The 19,007-nt window shown below is 44.7% G+C and carries 18 protein-coding genes; 4 read left to right on the top strand and 14 right to left on the bottom strand.

The window, feature by feature from the left end:
• Positions 1-2 precede the first annotated feature (2 nt).
• A complete protein-coding gene (gene rho / locus GVN20_RS17275) occupies positions 3-1,823 on the bottom strand; it encodes a transcription termination factor Rho (protein ID WP_166559532.1) in 1,821 nt (606 codons plus the stop codon).
• Positions 1,824-2,256: 433 nt separating this feature from the next.
• On the opposite strand from rho, the gene yidC reads away from it, so the two are divergent.
• On the top strand, positions 2,257-4,137 hold the full coding sequence (gene yidC, locus GVN20_RS17270; protein ID WP_166559531.1) for a membrane protein insertase YidC: 1,881 nt from the start codon (positions 2,257-2,259) through the stop codon (positions 4,135-4,137).
• A gap of 80 nt (positions 4,138-4,217) precedes the next feature.
• On the opposite strand, the gene GVN20_RS17265 is transcribed toward yidC, so the two are convergent.
• Positions 4,218-4,805 (bottom strand): Uma2 family endonuclease, encoded by a 588-nt coding sequence (locus GVN20_RS17265; RefSeq protein WP_166559530.1) that lies wholly within the window; start codon positions 4,803-4,805, stop codon positions 4,218-4,220.
• A gap of 12 nt (positions 4,806-4,817) precedes the next feature.
• Positions 4,818-6,179 carry a histidine--tRNA ligase gene (hisS, locus tag GVN20_RS17260; RefSeq protein ID WP_166559529.1) on the bottom strand — a complete coding sequence of 454 codons (1,362 nt, stop codon included), beginning with the start codon at positions 6,177-6,179 and terminating at the stop codon, positions 4,818-4,820.
• 192 nt (positions 6,180-6,371) lie between these two features.
• Between hisS and GVN20_RS17255 the strand changes: the two genes are divergently transcribed.
• A complete protein-coding gene (locus GVN20_RS17255; protein WP_013929369.1) occupies positions 6,372-6,521 on the top strand; it encodes a hypothetical protein in 150 nt (49 codons plus the stop codon).
• Here GVN20_RS17255 and GVN20_RS17250 read toward each other — a convergent pair.
• Positions 6,518-6,826, bottom strand: a complete 309-nt coding sequence (locus tag GVN20_RS17250) for a hypothetical protein (protein ID WP_206023298.1) — start codon at positions 6,824-6,826, stop codon at positions 6,518-6,520. The two genes, GVN20_RS17255 and GVN20_RS17250, sit on opposite strands and share 4 nt — an antisense overlap.
• Positions 6,827-6,965: 139 nt before the next feature.
• Between GVN20_RS17250 and GVN20_RS17245 the strand changes: the two genes are divergently transcribed.
• The gene (locus GVN20_RS17245) at positions 6,966-7,730 is read left to right on the top strand and encodes a class I SAM-dependent methyltransferase (protein ID WP_166559528.1); all 765 of its coding nucleotides are present in this window, start codon (positions 6,966-6,968) and stop codon (positions 7,728-7,730) included.
• A gap of 167 nt (positions 7,731-7,897) precedes the next feature.
• Here the strand turns inward: GVN20_RS17245 and GVN20_RS17240 are convergent, their stop codons facing one another.
• The 8 genes from GVN20_RS17240 to GVN20_RS17205 all read right to left on the bottom strand — a co-directional run bounded on the left by GVN20_RS17240 (position 7,898) and on the right by GVN20_RS17205 (position 13,705).
• Positions 7,898-8,302, bottom strand: a complete 405-nt coding sequence (locus tag GVN20_RS17240) for a hypothetical protein (RefSeq protein ID WP_166559527.1) — start codon at positions 8,300-8,302, stop codon at positions 7,898-7,900.
• A 176-nt stretch (positions 8,303-8,478) separates the two neighbouring features.
• Complete coding sequence (locus GVN20_RS17235) at positions 8,479-9,135, bottom strand: leucine-rich repeat domain-containing protein (RefSeq protein WP_166559526.1); 657 nt, start codon at positions 9,133-9,135, stop codon at positions 8,479-8,481.
• Between the two features lie 139 nt (positions 9,136-9,274).
• Positions 9,275-9,634 (bottom strand): TerB family tellurite resistance protein, encoded by a 360-nt coding sequence (locus GVN20_RS17230; RefSeq protein ID WP_166559525.1) that lies wholly within the window; start codon positions 9,632-9,634, stop codon positions 9,275-9,277.
• Positions 9,635-9,741: 107 nt separating this feature from the next.
• Positions 9,742-10,530, bottom strand: a complete 789-nt coding sequence (locus GVN20_RS17225) for a prohibitin family protein (RefSeq protein ID WP_166559602.1) — start codon at positions 10,528-10,530, stop codon at positions 9,742-9,744.
• Positions 10,531-10,684: 154 nt separating this feature from the next.
• Positions 10,685-10,993, bottom strand: a complete 309-nt coding sequence (locus GVN20_RS17220) for a hypothetical protein (protein WP_166559524.1) — start codon at positions 10,991-10,993, stop codon at positions 10,685-10,687.
• Between the two features lie 75 nt (positions 10,994-11,068).
• A complete protein-coding gene (locus tag GVN20_RS17215) occupies positions 11,069-12,433 on the bottom strand; it encodes an ATP-binding protein (protein WP_166559523.1) in 1,365 nt (454 codons plus the stop codon).
• Positions 12,430-13,119 (bottom strand): response regulator transcription factor, encoded by a 690-nt coding sequence (locus GVN20_RS17210; protein ID WP_166559522.1) that lies wholly within the window; start codon positions 13,117-13,119, stop codon positions 12,430-12,432. Before GVN20_RS17210 ends, GVN20_RS17215 begins: the two co-directional genes overlap by 4 nt.
• A gap of 49 nt (positions 13,120-13,168) precedes the next feature.
• A complete protein-coding gene (locus GVN20_RS17205) occupies positions 13,169-13,705 on the bottom strand; it encodes a DinB family protein (RefSeq protein WP_166559521.1) in 537 nt (178 codons plus the stop codon).
• 347 nt (positions 13,706-14,052) lie between these two features.
• Here GVN20_RS17205 and GVN20_RS17200 point away from each other — a divergent pair, with 347 nt between their 5' ends.
• Positions 14,053-16,551, top strand: coding sequence for a PIG-L family deacetylase (locus GVN20_RS17200; RefSeq protein WP_166559520.1), 2,499 nt, complete (start codon positions 14,053-14,055; stop codon positions 16,549-16,551).
• Between the two features lie 39 nt (positions 16,552-16,590).
• Here GVN20_RS17200 and GVN20_RS17195 read toward each other — a convergent pair whose 3' ends face one another.
• On the bottom strand, positions 16,591-18,270 hold the full coding sequence (locus tag GVN20_RS17195; protein ID WP_166559519.1) for a hypothetical protein: 1,680 nt from the start codon (positions 18,268-18,270) through the stop codon (positions 16,591-16,593).
• Between the two features lie 149 nt (positions 18,271-18,419).
• The gene (locus tag GVN20_RS17190; protein WP_166559518.1) at positions 18,420-18,893 is read right to left on the bottom strand and encodes a hypothetical protein; all 474 of its coding nucleotides are present in this window, start codon (positions 18,891-18,893) and stop codon (positions 18,420-18,422) included.
• Positions 18,894-19,007: the final 114 nt, after the last annotated feature.

Raw genomic sequence — 19,007 nt, 5'->3', positions numbered from 1 at the left:
GCTTATCGGTTCATTGAAACCAGAAACTCTTCGTTGCTGCGAGTACCTTTCATGCGGTCGAGCAAGAAGTCCATGGCTTCGTTGGGGTTCATGTCAGACAAGTGCTTACGCAGAATCCACATACGTTGTAGGGTTTCTTTGTCAAGCAACAGATCTTCCCGGCGCGTTCCTGAAGCCATCACGTCAACGGCTGGATAAATACGTTTGTTGGCCAAACGTCGGTCAAGTTGAAGTTCCATGTTACCCGTTCCTTTGAATTCTTCAAAGATTACTTCGTCCATTTTTGAACCCGTATCAATCAAGGCCGTGGCAATGATGGTCAGCGAGCCGCCGTGCTCCACGTTACGAGCAGCTCCAAAAAAACGTTTGGGTTTGTGCAGGGCATTGGCATCCACCCCCCCCGAAAGGATCTTACCCGACGCAGGTGTGACGGTATTGTAGGCCCGGGCCAGACGCGTAATCGAATCCAGCAGAATAACCACATCGTGACCGCATTCTACCATGCGTTTGGCTTTTTCGAGCACCATACCCGATACTTTTACGTGGCGGTCGGCCTGCTCATCAAAAGTAGAGGAAATCACTTCAGCCCGCACACTGCGCTGCATATCGGTTACTTCCTCAGGACGCTCGTCGATGAGGAGAATAATCAAATAAATTTCGGGGTGATTGCGCGTAATGGCGTTGGCAATTTCTTTCAACAACACCGTTTTACCCGTTTTAGGCTGCGCCACGATCATGCCGCGCTGTCCTTTACCGATCGGCGCAAACAAGTCCAATACCCGCGCTGAATAGTTGTCGGCTTTGCCGCTCAACTTAATATGTTCTTCGGGAAATAAAGGCGTTAAATATTCAAACGGAATACGGTCACGAATTTCTTCGGTGGTTTTTCCATTGACGGTTTCGACGCGGAGCAAGGCAAAATATTTTTCACCTTCTTTGGGAGGTCGAACCGAGCCACGAATACTGTCGCCTGTCTTCAAACCAAAAAGTTTGATTTGTGACGGTGATACATAAATGTCATCGGGGCTGGCGAGGTAGTTATAATCGGCTGAGCGTAGAAATCCGTAGCCGCCATCCGACATAATTTCGAGCACCCCTTCGTTGACAATCAGTCCATCAAATTCTTTTACGTAGTTATTATACTGACGTTTGATTTTGTTGTGGACATCATCGCCCCGGTATTCACGGGGGCGTTCTTCGGGTTTGGGTGGGCCTACCTCCGCCACTGGCTCTACTTCGAGATTTTCCGTAATAAAGGAAGTATCCAGGAATTCTTCTTCGGGCAAATCAATTTTGAGATCGCCGAAATCTTCTCCTTCCTCCATCAACGAAGCGGGCACCATTTCTTCTGAAATGGCGACAGGTTCTTGAACAACAGCCACTTCCGCAGGGGCATTGAAAAAGGAAAGTTCGGGCTCTTCTTCTTTTTCTTTTTGTATTCGTTGGCGCTTTGAACGTTTATCTGAGTTGTCTGACACAAATGAATGAGATTGCGGACGTTTGTGGGCAATAGGCATCTGCTTTACTGGCTCTTCTGCTTTTTTCACCACTTTTTCCTCAAGGACGGGAGCCGAAGGAATAGGCAGCTCTTCCTGTTTAGGAACAGAAGGTGCAGGAGCAGGGGCAGGCGTACTGCTAGCCGGTTTACGAGCGCGCTTGGGCGGGACGACAGCTTCGGAAGCTGCTGATGCCGTTTGCTGTTCGAAAATTCGGTTAATGAGGTCTTTTTTAGAATACTTGTTTTGGTCTTTGATACCGAGTTGTTCGGCAAGTACCCGTAGCTCGGACAGGAGCTTGAGGTTAAGATCGTCAATGCTGAGCATAAAATAGAGGAGAGTAAAGAGAATCTTTACGCAAGAAAATCGTTGACTATTAAGTGTTTAACAATTAGAGAGCAAACCAGGAAAATATCTGAATGTAAGCTGAAACTGAACAAGAGAGGCGGTATTTGGATGAACCGGTATCAGATTGTAACCGCAGTACTGCCAGAAAGTTTCGCAATGATAACTCTTTAACGTGATTGTGTCAAGAAAATTTTCAGCTATTATTAATTTTTTAAGTGGATAAGTTAAATTTTCGGTAAAATATTACCGCTTATCCTTCCTTCAAGTGCTATTTCTTGAAAACTCACTAACTTTGCAGCCGTTTTAAAAAAAGATAGTTAAACGTTAAAGTTTAACGGGTAATCAGAAAAAAGCAACAAACTGATTTACCGCTAACGGACAACGTGTAACATATAACGTCAAAACCAAACAAATGGAGAGAAATCAAATCATTGGATTAGCGCTGATTATGACGATGCTGATTGGGTACCAGCTCTTGGCCCCAAGCCCTGAACCTACCAAGCCTAATCCTGCGGAGCAAGCCAAAAACGCACCGAGACCCGCGGCCACGGCTCCGGCCCAAAAGAAATTGGATTCCATCACGGCCCAAGCGGTGTATGGTGATTTTGCTAGTGCGGCGCAAGGAACGGCCCGCGACATTGTCGTAGAAAACGACGATGTGCGTGTTACATTCAGCACCAAGGGCGGAAATGTCAAAGAGGTATTGCTCAAGAAATACAAAACGTATACGCTGCAACCATTGTACCTCATTGATGAACAAAGCAGTGCTTTCAGCCTTGAACTCCCTACCAATAAAGGAACGGTTAACCTTTCGGAGTTGTACTTCACCACCGATGCACAAAGCCAAACCATCAGCGCAGGCAAATCCGCAAAAGTATCGTTTCGCCTGCCAATGGGCAACAACCAGTATGTGGAGCAAACCTACACCATACAAGGTAACGGTTACCTGATTGATTATGATGTGCAATTGGTCGGACTAGACGGGCTTGTCAAAAATGAGCCTACGCGCCTAGTGTGGCAGGACAAACTCAAGCAACTCGACAACGACATGACCGAAAACCGCAAGGTAGTCACCACAAATTACTACTCAGACGGTTCTCTCTCCGACATCGGTCGCGGTCAAAGCGAAAATGTGGAAGAAAAAATCGAACAACCCGTTTCGTGGTTTTCGCACAAAAACAAGTACTTCTTAACGGCATTTATTACCAAAGGTACCCCACTAAGCAACGTAACTCTAAAATCACTGGTGGATGTTACGGATACAACCTACATCAAAACCATGCAAAGTGAGGGTTCGCTCGCCACGGCCGATTTGAAAGCTGGCAAAGGCAACTTCCAGTTGTTCTTCGGACCTAACGATTATCAGGTAGTAAAAGAAGTAAAAGCCGCCCCTGATTTTGGCGACAACGTAGACCTAGGCTATGCTATCCTAAAGCCCCTCAACAAGTTCTTCTTTGTTCCGATGTTCAATTTTCTGGAGAAATTCTTCAGCAATTACGGAATTTTAATCATTGTTCTGGTACTGATTGTCAAGCTCGTGATGACGCCACTCGTGTATAAATCGTACGTGAGTATGGCTAAGATGCGGATGCTCGCGCCTGAATTGGCCGTGATACGCGAAAAAGTGGGCGACGATGCCGCCAAAATGCAACAGGAGCAAATGAAACTCTATCAGCAAGTGGGCGTCAGTCCGTTGAGCGGTTGTATTCCAGTATTGGCAACGATGCCGATTTTGATGTCGCTGTTCTTTTTGTTTCCTAACTTGATTGAACTTCGTCAGGAGGCTTTCTTGTGGGCAAGCGACCTTTCTACCTATGATGCACCCATTAAGTTGCCTTTCTCGATTCCGTTCTACGGTGCGCACGTGAGTATTTTCACCCTGGCCATGACGATTTCACAATTAGTGTACGCATGGTATAACAACCAAATCACGCCTACGCAAGTACAGCAGCCCGGGATGCCCGACATGCGCATGTTGACGTACTTTATGCCCGTCATGTTTATGTTCATCATGAACTCTTTCCCGGCAGGTTTGAGCTTTTATTATTTGGTTTCCAACGTCGTGACCATTCTTCAACAGCAGATTATTCGTCGCTTTGTAAACGATGATAAAATCCGGGCGATTCTGGAAGAAAACCGCAAGAAGATTGCGTCGGGTGTGAAAAAGAAATCGAAGTTCTCCGATATTTTGGAGCGCTCGATGAAAGCCGCCGAAGAAGCTAAAAAACAAGCGGATGATGCCAAGAAACAAACCGAGGCAAAACGCCAACAGATTAAGAAGAAAAATCCCTAAGAACTGAGGAGTAGGAATACAAATAAAGGCTGCGGAGTACATCTCCGCAGCCTTTATTATGTTGAGAAAAACGTTATTTTTTAATCCAAAGGCAAATCATCTGTATTCAGATAGACATCTTCCATGGGCAGAGTAACGTCAACGGATTCAAGATAAATACTTCCCTGTATATCAATGGCTTCTGACGCCAGAAACCATATCCCCGCTTCGTTTTTACGGTATACTTCAGCGTGGATTTTTTTAGAATCCACCAAAACATACTCTTTCAAACTCTCCAACTGCCGATACAATAAAAATTTATCTCCCCGATCGTAGCCTTCGGTACTCTTGGAAAGTACTTCCACGATAACGACGGGATTCATGACCGTATCTTTATAAAGGTCTGAAAATTGGGGCTTACCACAGACAATAACAATATCAGGGTAACTGTAAAGCCCATCGGTATGGCGCGTCAAAATACGCTGGTTGCTCGACATCGTACGGCACCCCTTTCTGCGAAGTGCTATATTCAGATTGGCCGAAAGATTACCTGACACCACATTGTGCCTCGTGGTCGCCCCCGCCATGGCAAAAATCTCGCCGCGATAATACTCGCTTTTGTACGCAGCGTTGCGTTCTATTTCCAGGTATTGTTCTGGCGTATAATACGTTTGGGTTTGCGCACTCATGCCTGCTGTGTTTTATACAAAGTTACCCAATATCTCCGCCAAAGTCAATTTCTGTTGCTCGCCCGAATGCATGTTTTTAAGAGATAATACTCCCGTTTGAATTTCTTCTGAGCCGATGATTAACACGTACGGAATGCGTTTACGGTCGGCGTAGTCAAATTGTTTTTTGAGTTTTGAGGCATCAGGATACAGCTCGGCGTTGACGCCTGCTTCGCGCAATTGGCGCAATACCCCCAATCCGTAGGCTTCGGCGTCGGCGTCAAAGTTCGTAATCATCACTTGAGTAGTGATAGATTGATTTTCAGGAAAAAGCTTCAATTCTTCCATCACATCATAAATTCGGTCTACACCAAACGAAATCCCTACGCCCGAAAGGCCCGGCATTCCGAACGTCCCCGTCAGGTTATCGTAGCGGCCGCCACCTGAGATACTTCCCATCTGCACGCCATTGGCCTTTACTTCAAAAATAGCCCCCGTATAGTAGCTTAAACCACGCGCCAGTGTCACGTCAAGTTGAAGTTGAGGAGACGGCAAGCCGAAGTTCTTGACTTTGGTCCAAACCTCTTCCAGCTCTGCCACCCCTTTGGAGCCGATTTCGGAGCCAGCCAGCCATTGACGGAGATTGTCGAAGATAGCGGTTTGATTATTGGCTAATTCATAAATAGGTTGCAATTTCTCAATAGCCTCGGCTGAAAAGCCACGCTCTAAGAGTTCCTGCTCCACTTTTTCTTTGCCGATTTTATCCAATTTATCAATCGCCACGCACATCGGTCCTTCCTGTCCTGGCGCACCGATGATTTCGGCGATACCGCTTAAAATCTTACGATTGTTGATTTTTACGGTAAAATCCAACACTCCCAATCCACGCAATACTTCATGAATCATCAGCACAATCTCGGCTTCGCACAGCAGAGAATCTGTCCCAACGACGTCGGCATCACACTGATAAAATTCCCGATAACGTCCCCGCTGTGGGCGGTCGGCCCGCCATACGGGTTGGATTTGGTAGCGCTTAAAGGGCATCACCAAATCGCTGCGGTTCATCACCACAAACCGGGCAAAAGGCACCGTCAAATCATAACGCAATCCTTTTTCGGAGACTTTGAGGGTAAGTTTTTTGTAGCCTTCCTGCCATTGGGTCTCGGTGAGGCCTTCGGCAAAATTGCCCGAATTAAGGATTTTAAAGAGGAGTTGGTCTCCTTCATCGCCGTATTTCCCCATCAACACCGAAAGATTTTCAATGGCAGGCGTCTCGATAGGCTGAAACCCATAACGTTGAAAAATAAGGCGAATGGTATCAAAGATATAGTTACGCTTGGCCATCTGCGCGGGCCCAAAATCGCGCGTTCCACGGGCCAGAGAAGGTTTACTCATTATGTTCGTGGTTGGTGATTAGCAGTTCGTGGTTGTTGAGTAATAGTCACTATTCACAAGCCACTCCGTACTATTAAACCGCAAAAGTAGCATCCTCTTTGAAAAAAATAGGCGCATGGTTTATTTTTTTCGGAAAGAAGTCCGTATTTTTGCGGCTCAATTTTAGAATCAACATTAAAAGATAATACTACAATGGGCGTGACCAAACTTTTGCGCAAAGCAAAGCGCAACGTAATGATTCCACAAAACAAAGAGGCTCTTATTAAGCACCGCACGTGGAAACCAGAAATTAAGAAAATTGACATTGAGGCAATCAAGGCAGAGTTTGCCGCCAAAGCCTAACCAATTTTGCCGCCTTGAGCGGCATTTTTCTTTTTAAGGGCAGTTTCAAACTCCTTTTGCATTTTTTTCAATTTCCGACGAACTTCCTGACGGTATTGGTATTGTACGCGAAAAATAATGGCTTGACCAAACAGTGAAATACCCGCATTGATGACGATTAAGCTATACGTTCCCATCAAAAACCATTGTCTGAAAGGGGCGTTGGTATGTTTTAAATGCCCTGCCTCACTAAATACACACAGTCCGTACCCAATCACGACCAAACTTGTCGGGGCCAACAGCAGCCACTTTGTTCGCGAGTTCATGCGTTTTACCAATTTTTGGCCAGGGGGTTTTGACGTTTTCGGAATCATCTTTGTGGTAGGTGTCTTTAAGTTTTGCTTTTAACCCGAAAAGTAAAAACTTTGCAGGACTTGTTGAATAAAAATCTCATAAAATTCTCGAATGAAAGACATCATCAGTTGGGTGTTACGGCACGTACCGCGCAAATATTTACAATTAGTCAGTCATTTTGGCGTCAAAGTACTGTCGGTTTTTTACCGTGGTAAGGGAGTCGAATGCAGCGTATGCGGCAGCGAATTCAGAAAATTTCTACCTTATGGCCGTTCAGGGAGAGACAACGCCCTCTGCCCCAGCTGTTTATCACTAGAACGCCATCGCTTGATGTATTTGTACTTACAGCGCAAAACGCCATTTTTTAAAGCCAATCTCAAATTGCTTCATGTAGCACCCGAGTATTGTTTCATCGATCGCTTTGAGAAGATGAAAAACCTGGATTATATCACCGCCGATATTGAGTCTCCTTTGGCAAAGGTAAAAATGGACATTCACCAGATTCCGTTTGAAGCCAATACGTTTGATGTCACTTTTTGCAACCACGTCATGGAACACGTTGACGACGACATCAAAGCCATGTCTGAACTTCACCGTGTGCTCAAACCCGGCGGCTGGGCCATCATTCAATCACCACAAGATTGGTCAAGAGCTGAAACCTTTGAAGATCCGACCATCACCGACCCCAAAGAGCGCGAAAAACACTATTGGCAGGACGACCACCTTCGTCTTTTTGGGCGTGATTATGGCAAACGCCTTGAAAAAGCAGGTTTTAGAGTAACCGAAGACCGCTTCGTCATGAACGAACTCTCCCCTGAAGAAGTAAAACGCTTCGCATTGCCAGCCAACGAAGTGATTTATTTCTGCCAGAAATAATGGCATTCTTGATTTGGATTGACATAAATGAGAAAGTTCCACCGAGAACTTTCCCAGTGGAACTAAGTACTACAATTCTTAATCTAAACGAAATGGTGCTTTTCAGTGCTCCTTACACACTCGGTCTGCAAGGGTTTTTCATATGGCTTACCCTTATGAAGCATGTTTTATTTACTTAAACTATCTACCTGCCCATTTGTTTTCTGCATTTTACGAGCTACCCTTTCATCCACTTGAGCAGGTTTAGCCTGGCTTTTGTAGTGATTAGGTAATACCAACGGATTTTGGGGTTCGAGTCCAATCGTCGGTACACTCATGACTACCGTTGCCTCCTGCGCAAAATTGATCTTTCCCTGGCGCTTATAATTATGTGCCGATTGGACATTATTTTTTAATTCCAGTGGCATGACACGCTCATTGGGCGAAACGACCAAAGATGATGTACTTTGCGGTGCTTTCTGCGAAACAGGTCGCTTGTAATTGTGCGGCGAGTTGATGGATGCATTTTGCGCCAACACAGACGACGAACCTAACAAAATTAAGGCGATAAATGATTGAATGAACGATTTCATGATAATTATTATGTTTTGGAATACTTAGCTAATGTTGTTGTCTTTTGACACTACAAAAGTACGGCGCTGGTCTTAGAGGGATATTAGGCCAAGATTAGAATTGCCTTAGAAATCCGAGTCCTCATTACTTTTGAAGCCCAAATTCTACTTTCTGCACTTAGTAAAATGCGATTCAGTCAAAATTTAATTTTGAGCCCTGGGCCAGATACTTGGTTTACGGGTACATTAATGGGTATATTATTTTGATTTAGCTCCAGATACTTCAATTTTTTAAGCCCTTTAATTTCTATGGGAATATCCCGCAACTGATTATTTGCCAAATACAACTGTTCTAGTTGGCTTAACTTTCTAATGTTTCGGGGTAATTTTTGAATACCGTCGTTCTCTAAGTGAAGAATTTTTAGCCTTGGAAGCTTACGCAATACATTGATATTTTTTGGCAAATCAAGGTTCTTATCGTTGTCGAGGTATAGCTCTTCCAAATTTTGCAGTTGAGAAAATTCCGATGGCAATTCCCTGAACGTATTCCCTCCAAGATCCAATACCCTCAAATTTTGCAGCTTAAAAATTTCGATTGGGACCCCGTTCAATTTGTCATTACGTAAACTCAGGTAACGCAAATTAATGAACTTAGGTAACTCGCGTTGGAAGTCAGTGATATCCTGATTGCTCAAATTAAGGCGATAGACTTTTTCCGGGGCTTTCAAGGCTTCTTCCCATTGGTTGTACTCTTTATCGATCAGTAAAGCTTCTGACGACTGGCCCATAGCCCTGCTTTGTACACCGACCGTTAAAAGAACGGTTAAACTGTACAGTAAAAATTGAATTTTCATTTTTGGTTGGTTAAGTGCATTGGTTGGCCCCTCCTGGGCAAAAACGAAGGTAAGTGCCACAAAATCACCTATCAATTCAGTAGCATTATGGCCAGATAAACTATTTAGAAACACTTCACCTTCCTAGCAATAGTTTTTTTCAAACTTTGCGAATATCACGCCTGAAACGGCGAATAAATTCTGTTTCTTTTCCCGACACTCTCTCGTCAGCTTGTGCTATATCGGTCATTATCTTAATAAAATATTCGCGAGTGGAGTCATCAAGGTCTTTGCTGTGCGATGCAAAGCAGCGCATGGCAAAATTGTAGGCTTCCTCTACGGGCGTTTGATAATGTTCCCGCAGCTGAAAAGATTGCATAGCCAACTCCCCATGCGGCTCTTCGATCAATACATTGCGGGCTTTTAGAGATTCGAGTTCATGTAATTGTCCATCAACTTTTATGAGCGCATACACGGCACTGCCTAAACCGATATATAAATTAGGGATGAAGGGTTTCATTTTAAAAAACTGGTTAAAATATTGACAAACAAGAGTTTTTATTTTTTGTAAAAAAAAGACAGGACAAACCAATTATTTATCCTGTCTAACGTTCACTACAGCCATTACTACTCTACCTTATCTGGTGAGATCAAAAGAGGGGCACCGCCACCCGTAATGATCACTTTACTGTTTGAGGAAGCCGCCAGTTTATTGAATGCCTCAATCGACTTAAATTGAATGAGCATCGGCGTCAATCCTTCATTTATTATTTTCTGGGCATCGCGAACCCCTGTGGCTTCAATGATTCGGCGCTGGGCCTCCTGACGTTCTTTATCGAGCACAAACTGCATACGTTGTGAGTCCTGCTCTGCTTCCAGTTTTTCTTCGATTGCTTTAGTCAATCCTGATGGTAAAACGATACTTTTCAGCAATACGGATTCAACAATAAATCCACGGTCTTTGAGCTGTGACATCATTTGCTCTCGAATCGAGTTCTCAATGGCAGTGCGTTGGCCTGTATGCATATCTTTGGCAAAATAGCGAGCCGATACATCGGCCACTGCCGAACGAAAAACGGGAAGTATCACCACTTGATCATAGTTCTTGCCCAAATTTTCGACTATCTGCGGGGCCTGATCGCCCACCACTCGGTATAAAATAGACACATCTGACTGCACCGTAAGACCTTCTTTAGAGGGCAAAGGCAACCGTACTTCGATATTTGTGGTTCGGGTAGGCATTTTTATAATGCGAGTCACGAACGGATTAAACACTTTTACGCCTTCTCGGAGTGGCTCAGGTCTGATTTTTCCGAGGGTTCGTTTTACGCCTACTTCACCCTGGCGTACAACTGTACAACTACTAAAAAAAAGGATTATGGCTAAAAAGGCAAGGGCATTCATTACGCGTTTCATGGTTGTCATAGGTTTAACTGTTAATGAAAAGGGGAATCAAAACCAAGTCTTTGCCTAGTGTTTTCACGCCGTCAATTGTCTTGTTTTGACAGCACAAAATTGTTATCTTAGTATTAGACGAATATTATAACCGTATTAGAAGTTCCTTAGAAAACTATGGTTTCTCCTGCGATTTGTATTGAAGGAGTTGAATTTGTTTTCGAAGCTCGTTCAATTGCCGATCTGTTTGCAGTTTAGCCGCATAGAGCGAATCATAACGCAACCGAAGCGCGTCGTGCTGCTGCCTGAGGCTTTGGTGTTGTCCACGGTATCGAAAGGCCGTGCCCAAACCACCAAAAAATAACATAGTAAAGGCCAAAACGACAATCCCCCCCACAAACGTAGACGCCCATCGACGACTGCGCTTGCGCACCGTGGCTTGAGGATTGGGGGTCGAAAAATAATCTAGTTTGTAGCGCGTCATAATTTTGTCCCATTTTAAGTAGGCAAAACTAATACCGCTACCTTGGAAGAAACTTAGAAGAATATTAGAAAAGCATTAGGATTTTTGGGGAAGCGTAATCACAAAAGTAGTACCAATCTCAGGACCCGATTCTACCGATAGGCTACCGTGGTGTAATTTAATGATTCGGGCGGTCAATGAAAGCCCAATACCATGCCCAGCGATGTTGCGTGCGTTTGAACCACGTCGGAAAGGTTTAAAGATAAGCGGTAATTCCTCCTTAGGTATGGCTGGCCCATCGTTATGAAAATGGATTTCAAAAGCGCTCGGTAACTTGTTGAACCTAACCTCAACCGTGTTGTCTGGGGAGAATTTAGCCCCGTTTTCCAACAAGTTGGTGAGCGCAATTTGAAGAAGGGCCTCATTGCCCAACACATTGAAATGAGTAGTGTCTTTAGAGAAATTCGCCAAATTTACTTTAATTATATACCCTGGATAGGCCCTAAGCAACTCACTACGAACCTGCCAAAAGATTTCGTCAAGGTAAACCTCCGACAATTTAACGGCCGACTCTTCCATGCTGACCTTCGCTAGCGACAACAATCCGTTTGAGAGTCGGTTCAGCTGACGAGCGTCGTCAAGTACGGAGCGGAGCGTATCGTGCCATTCCTGCGGGTTATCGTCCATCAACGCTACCTCAATCTGGCCTGTAATGGCCGTAAGCGGGGTTCGGAGCTCGTGCGAAGCATTGGAGACAAACGCCCGCTGCAATTGAAACGCTTCTTCCAATCGGTCGAGCATCTGGTTGAAGCGTTCGGCCAATTGACCGATTTCATCGGGCGTATTTCCAACATCTACCCGCAAATCCAGACGTGAGGCCGTAATCGCATCTACCCGACCAATTAGTTTTTTGAGCGGCAATAAAGCGCGGTATGCATAAAACCACCCCACCAAAAAGACAATAAAGCCAGAAATAAACCACCCTACTCCCATCACCAAAAGCAAGTTGCTAACTTCGCTGTGGCCATATTTATCAACTGCCGAGGCAAAGACCACAAAACGGTTATATTCATCCGCAAACAAGACACCTACCACCTCTCTTTTCCCTTCATCCCAACGGAATTCCTTCTCAAGGCGTACTTGATTCAGGATTGTCTTATCGACTTTCAAGTAATCGGTACCGCTTTCATACACGAGTGAATCGCGGTAATTGTAGATAATAATTTCTTCTTCGTTGAGAACCGTTAAATGATTCTTATCGAGCCACTTATAAAGCTCTGGACTGAACGTTTCTTTTCCAAAAAGCAACTCTACGTTGGTATTGGCCTCGGCTTTCAGTTGTTCGTAGAATTGCGCTTTACGGTGCCGCTCTGCGAGCAAATAAATAACGATGCAAAACAACAGTAATAAAATCGAAACGACCGCCGTAAAAAGCAGCGTTAATCGGGTGCGAATCGTCATTTTTCCTTGAGTGTATAGCCCATCCCAACTACCGTATGGATGAGCTTGTTAGCGGTATCTTTGTCGATTTTTTTTCGCAAATAATTAATATAGACCTCAATAAAATTGGTGCCCGTGTCAAAATCAATGTCCCATACTTTTTCGGCAATATCCACTTTTGAAACCACCCTTCCACGATTGCGCATCAGGTATTCTAACAATGCAAACTCCTTGGCCGTCAAGTCAATGGTTTGTCCGCCCCGCCGAGCCAGTTTTTGGTCCAGATCTAATTCTAAGTCTGCCACGCGCAGCACATTGGTCTGCTCAATTGTTTTTACGGCTCGTTTAAGCAGAGCCTTCAAACGAGCCACCAACTCCATAAAATCAAATGGTTTTACCAGATAATCATCAACTCCCGCATCAAAACCAGCCAGTTTGTCGGCGGTGGTATCTAGCGCAGTAAGCATCAAAAGCGGGATTTGGGCATTTTTGGTACGGATATAAGCGGCCAATTCTACCCCATCCATAAAAGGTAAATTCACGTCCAAAATGATGAGGTCAAACGTGCGCTCGTCAAAAAGGCGCTGCCCCTCTCTCCCATCTTCGGCAATTTCGACCGTAAACCCCTGTCTTTCCAAGCCTTTTTTTATAAATGCGGCCACTTTTGTTTCGTCTTCAACTAAAAGTAAATGAGGCACAAATTCCATAAACGGTGCGATAAACAAATAAACGTTAGATAACTATTAAATCAAAGGCTCAGTCAGGCATGTTGTTTTTGAGTTCCTCAACCTGATTGAGATGTCGATCAATGTGAAACCGCAAAAATTCAAAACGTTGACGAATATCAATCGGACCAGAGATAGGATGCGGGTGAATCAGTGATTCCAACTCATCGTCATGCAGTTCATGGCCCAAAGCGTTTAGTTCCACTTGCAGGCTTTCCAACGAAGCCGCCCAAAAACCAATCGGGCCACCCAACCGTGGAGCGGCTATCGCAGGGGCAATTTCTTTTGGCTTCCAGGTTTTTTCCACAATTTCTTCAATCGACAGTCCTTTGTGAATCATCTCCCCCTCCCAGATTTTTTTGCCTTCGCGGGCGGCCTGAAGTACTTTCCACATCCCGAGTATGCCGCCATGCTCGGCCCAATACAAATGCTCCGTGTTGTCCACCACATTCCAAACATCAGGAGAAGGTTTCCATTGAGCTTGCGCTTCAGAAAGTTGCCTAACAGTGTCAAGGTAACGATTGCGCGCCGCCAATACTTCGCTGATTAATTTTTTTACCTGATTCATGTTGAGGTTCTTTTATGTGCATTAAAGGTAAAAAAAAGGGTTGAGAAATTGCATTTCCACGTATTTTTATGCCTATTTATGGAAAATTGGTTGTTAAGGCAGTGACACAAACAGCCAAATTTTCTGCTCTGTATCTTCAAAAAACTAACAATTTTCCAGCTTTACGATTGTTTGGGGCATAGGCGCACCATTTTTAAGAAAGGCTTCGTTACTAACGCTGCCCGTCACAGGTGCGATGGAGTCCCAGAAAAAAATTCAGGTCTAAAAAAGAAAAGGCAAACCCAATGATGTATTCATTTTCGACGGTTTTTGTAGCTTTGTCAAATCACTTGCAAATTTGCCAAACTATGAGAAAATTTACGTCTTACACCTTTTTCTTTCTCCTTTTATTACTTTCCACCCTTAACATCCACGCCCAGGTAAAACCATTAACCTCCAGCGAAATTCTCCTTAATCTTAAAAAATTAAACGTATTGGGTAGCGCCATGCACATCGCCGCTCACCCCGACGACGAAAACACCTTACTCCTAACGTATTTATCCAAAGAACGACTCGTTAAGACCCAGTACCTCGCCCTCACGCGCGGCGACGGCGGTCAAAATCTCATCGGGCCTGAGCAGGGCGAATACATCGGCATCATCCGTACGCAGGAGTTGCTGGCCGCCCGGCGCATCGACGGAGCTGAGCAGCTTTTTTCGAGAGCTTATGACTTCGGCTTCTCCAAAACCCGCGAAGAAACGCTCAAATTTTGGGGCGAAAACAACATTTTGTCCGACGTAGTGTATCACATCCGTAAAAACCAACCAGATGTACTCATTACGCGCTTTCCGCCAGATGCACGGGCAGGACACGGCCACCACAATTCGTCGGCATTTTTAGCAGAATTAGCCTTCAATATGGCAGGCGACCCCACCAAATTTCCAGAACAGCTCAAAGAAGTACAAACGTGGCAACCCAAGCGGGTGGTTTGGAATACTTTTTCACCGGGTTTTTCTAACCAAAAACCCACCGATAAAGGAAGTTTTATCACCATCGACATTGGCGGCTACAGCCCCTACCTCGGAAAATCACACGCCGAAATCGCCGCCGAAAGCCGTAGTTCACACAAAAGTCAAGGGTTTGGCTCGGGGGCTAACCGCAACGCGCGCATTGATTTTATGATGCATAAAGACGGCGTACCCGCCGAAAAAGACCTGTTTGATGGCGTCGATATGTCATGGAACCGCGTCAAAGGAAGCGAGCAGGTAGCACAGCTGGTAGACCAAGCCATTCGCAATTACAACGTCAATTATCCCGCCTCGTCGGTACCAGTTTTGGTCAAAATTTATCAGGAATTAGGAAAACTAGACGCCCAAAATAAATACGTTCAGCAAAAGAAAGCCGAAATTGAAGTATTGCTTCAAAACTGCCTAGGGCTTTGGTTTGAAACCAACCCTGTCGACTACGCCGTAGCCCAAGGCGACCGCGCGGCGGTGCGGGTAAGCGTGGTAAAACGCGCCGATTACCCGCTCAAACTTACCCGCGTGCAATTTTGGGGTGCTCAAAAAGATTCTACATTGTCATTGGAATTGAAAAACAATGAACTTTCAACCTTTACTTTCAGCGCGGAGGTTCCTAAAACAATAAAAATCAGTCAGCCGTATTGGTTAGAAAAACCGATTAAAAATGGTGCTTTCCAGATTGACGACCAATCCAAATTAAGCACACCCGAAAACGTACCTTCGTTACAAACATCGTTTACATTCCTCATTGATGGTCAATCATTTATCTTTACCAAACCTTGGGTGTATAAATCAACCGACCCCGTGGATGGTGAAGTCTACCGCCCGTTTGAGATTCGGCCCGAAGTGACGGCCAACGTGAGCGAAAAAGTGTACGTTTTTGCCGACAATCAACCCAAAATGGTGGACATTGTGGTAAAAGCCCACCGGACCAACGTAAAAGGTATGTTGACGTTTGACGTACCCGCTGGCTGGCGCGTGGAGCCGGCCCAAATTCCGTTTGATTTGCCCGAAAAATACCAGGAACAAACCGTCAGCGTCAAGATTTTCCCCTCCGCCCAGCAGAGTGAAGTCAAACTGAAAGTAATTGCAAAAACCGAAAACGGAGAAAGTCCTTATAGCCTCAAATCGGTTGAATACAAACACATTCCGACGCAGACGATTTTCCCGATGGCCACCACCGCCTTGGTAAAGCTCGACATCAAAAACAAAGCAAAGACCATAGGGTACATTGCGGGTGCGGGCGACGAAGTACCCGCAGCCTTGCGTCAAATGGGCTGCAACGTAACCTTGCTTGATGAAGCTGCCCTCAGCAAAAATCTTGCGGTCTATGACGCCATCGTGGTGGGCGTCAGGGCCTATAACACCGAAGAGCGCATCAAGTATTTTCAGGAAAAATTAATGGAGTATGTCAAAAACGGCGGTACGATGGTGGTACAATACGTAACGGCGGGCGGCTTCGGCAATACACTCAAAGTCAAAGAAATAGGCCCATATCCTTTCAAAGTAGGCCGTGACCGGGTCACAGAAGAAGACGCCGAAATGCGGATTTTACAACCCACACATCCTATCTTGAATACCCCCAACAAAATTACGTCGAAAGACTTTGAAGGATGGATTCAGGAGCGCGGTATTTATTTTGCCGTAGAATGGGACAAAAACTACACGCCCCTTTTCTCGGCCAACGATACCAACGAGGCCGCCAAAGAGGGTAGCCTTATTTATGCGCCCTACGGAAAAGGCCATTTTGTGTATACCGGCTTGGTGTTTTTCCGCGAGCTTCCGGGCGGGGTATCGGGTGCGTATCGGTTGTTTGCCAACCTTATTTCGTTGGGAAAGAAGTAGCTACGAAGCATACAAATCATATTAAAAAAAATGGGCTGGCTATTTGCGGCCCATTTTTTTTAGTTGTTTCAAGCCTCTTCTTTCCAAAACACACTTCCCAATTGACTGCTGGAGACTGCGCCAAAGCGTAGCAAAATACGACTTGGTGGGCTCACGTTTGTACACAATTTGCCCAGTTCTTGGGAGTTCGTTGGGCAACGGGTTGTCATTCTGAATAAAAAGTCGGTTGGCCATTCCCGATATAAATTTTCTCTTTTGGGAGTGGCCATCACTGTCTTGTTTAAGAAAAACAACTTTCAAATCGTGATAAATTAAAGTTCCTTTTCCTGCTACATTGTATTCATTGCCTTTCACCTCAAAAGTAAAACGCTGGACTTGGCCCGATTCAATCTTTGTCATCGCCAGTGCCTCTATCACAGGATTAAGGTTCCGCAAATCCATGGCACCTACTACCCCTTTACAGGTAAATTCACCACTTTTGGAGGCAATATTGAACGTAAAATCGGCGGTAAACAAGGCCTTCCCCATAAAAAGACCGTTTATGCGCGCCTCGCAAACAGGATTTCTGAGCAACGAAAGCGTATCATTGGTCACGTTGACTAAATCGCCTTTGACCAACCTAAAATTTACGCCACCATTGCTATTCGTTTCGGGGCTATACTCGGCATAAGAGACCACAAAATTTTCGACGTGCACCGTGTCTATGTTCATTTTAAAGGGCAACTCTCGGAACATCTGTTGGGGATATTTTCCTATTTTAGAAGACGTAGAAGGGTTGCCATCGCTAAAAATAGCAATGTTTCCGCGTTGAATAAACGCCCGTTCCGCCATCAGTTTTTTATCAAAAATCAAGGCCTTCAAGTCCACCTGCTGTACCAATATATCTTCAAAAACAAACGCAATACGGTCATTGCCATTGGCCCGGGTGGTGTACTGACGCCCCTCGAATTTGGGCATATAATGAATTCCTTTGACTTGAATTTCTTTTTTTTCGGACGAAAAAGAAATCGTATCTAGCCTAAAATCGTGCAATGAACCGATGGAAGGAAAGTAGAGGTTTGATAATTTGAAGGACGTATTTTTGGAATAATAAAAACGGGTGGTATCAAGATAAGAAAGCGAATCAATCAAAAAGTCTGTGATGTCTATGTCCAGTTTGTCCAATACAATCCGTTCGGGTTTTTGTTTGGTTTTATCCGCAAAAGCAAACTTCATCTGATTGAACTCCACTTTTTTGACCCGGAAAGATTTTACAAATTTTGAAATAACTTTATATGGCGACGATTCTGTATTTGAAGGTGTTTTGCTCTGCTTCCGCTGTGTAATTTCGACCGTAGGTCGGTTGATTCTGATGAGGTCAATTTCCAGTTTTCGTTCCAAAACCAGTTTAAACAAGCCAATATTGGTGAGCAGGATTTCTTCAATGTCGGTAGCGTAGATAAAATTGGATGTGTTGCTATTCTCAATCCGCTTTCGATACAAAAGCGTATCAGGAATCAGTTTTATGCGCGTTAGTTCAGCTTTGCCCGAAAATGGTTTGTAGAGCAGTTTCTCAAACTCAATTCGGTACATTCCATCCGAGGTTTCAGAAACTGACTTTTTGAGTGTTTTGACCAATAAAGGCCGTAGGTAATAGCGTTCGGCCACTAAAACCATCGCCACCGTGAGCAAGGCTACACCGCCAATAATGAGTATCCATATCGTCCATTTTCGCGTCATAATCAGATTTTAGTTATTACTGGTGCGGGTTCAATAACAGACTAAAAAGTTATGCCGGCCTCAATTTTATTTACACAAAAATAGGCGCTTACATCACATAAGCGCCTGATTGATACTATTTTATACAGAGCAACAAAAACACCAAATTACTAAGAAAGTACAGTTTGCTCGCTCCATTCAAAGTGAGGGAGCTTAATTGGAGCCAACAATTGTTCTTCGAGCATATTGGCCCATTCGCTGATGTAGAGCACCACATCATCCCGAAAATTATGGCGCAAGTAGCGTTTCTCGGCGGGCAGGCGTTGCAAAATGCGTACATCCGACAGCCGTTCTAATTGCTTCAAATCGTCGGGGTCGAGGCCTGCCTCCATCATTTCGCCGATGAGCAAATCCATGGGCAAACCACTCGTTGGGCAATAGTCATTGAGCTGCTCATTCCAATCTCCGCGCCCGTTGGCAAGGGCATGGGCATGAATTTCGGCTTTGGTCAGGCGGGTAAGTTCCTGCGCTAAGTTTCCGCAATTGCAGCTTCCCATGTGGCCCCATTGATAAGGTGAACCTTTTTCGATTTTTCGGGCCGTACGACGAAGCGCCGCAATAAGGTCAAGATTCGGGCGTGCCATAATCGTAAATGTATTGATTAAGTTAATTGAATCGTTTCGATAGTGAATTAACCAAAAAACACCTTGTGGCTGGTTTTTGTTTTAAGGCAATTTATGTATTTTTTTGTAAAAATT

This window comes from Runella sp. CRIBMP, assembly GCF_009905605.1.
Classification (GTDB): Bacteria; Bacteroidota; Bacteroidia; order Cytophagales; family Spirosomataceae; genus Runella.
This window is presented reverse-complemented; position numbering and strand designations above follow the sequence as displayed.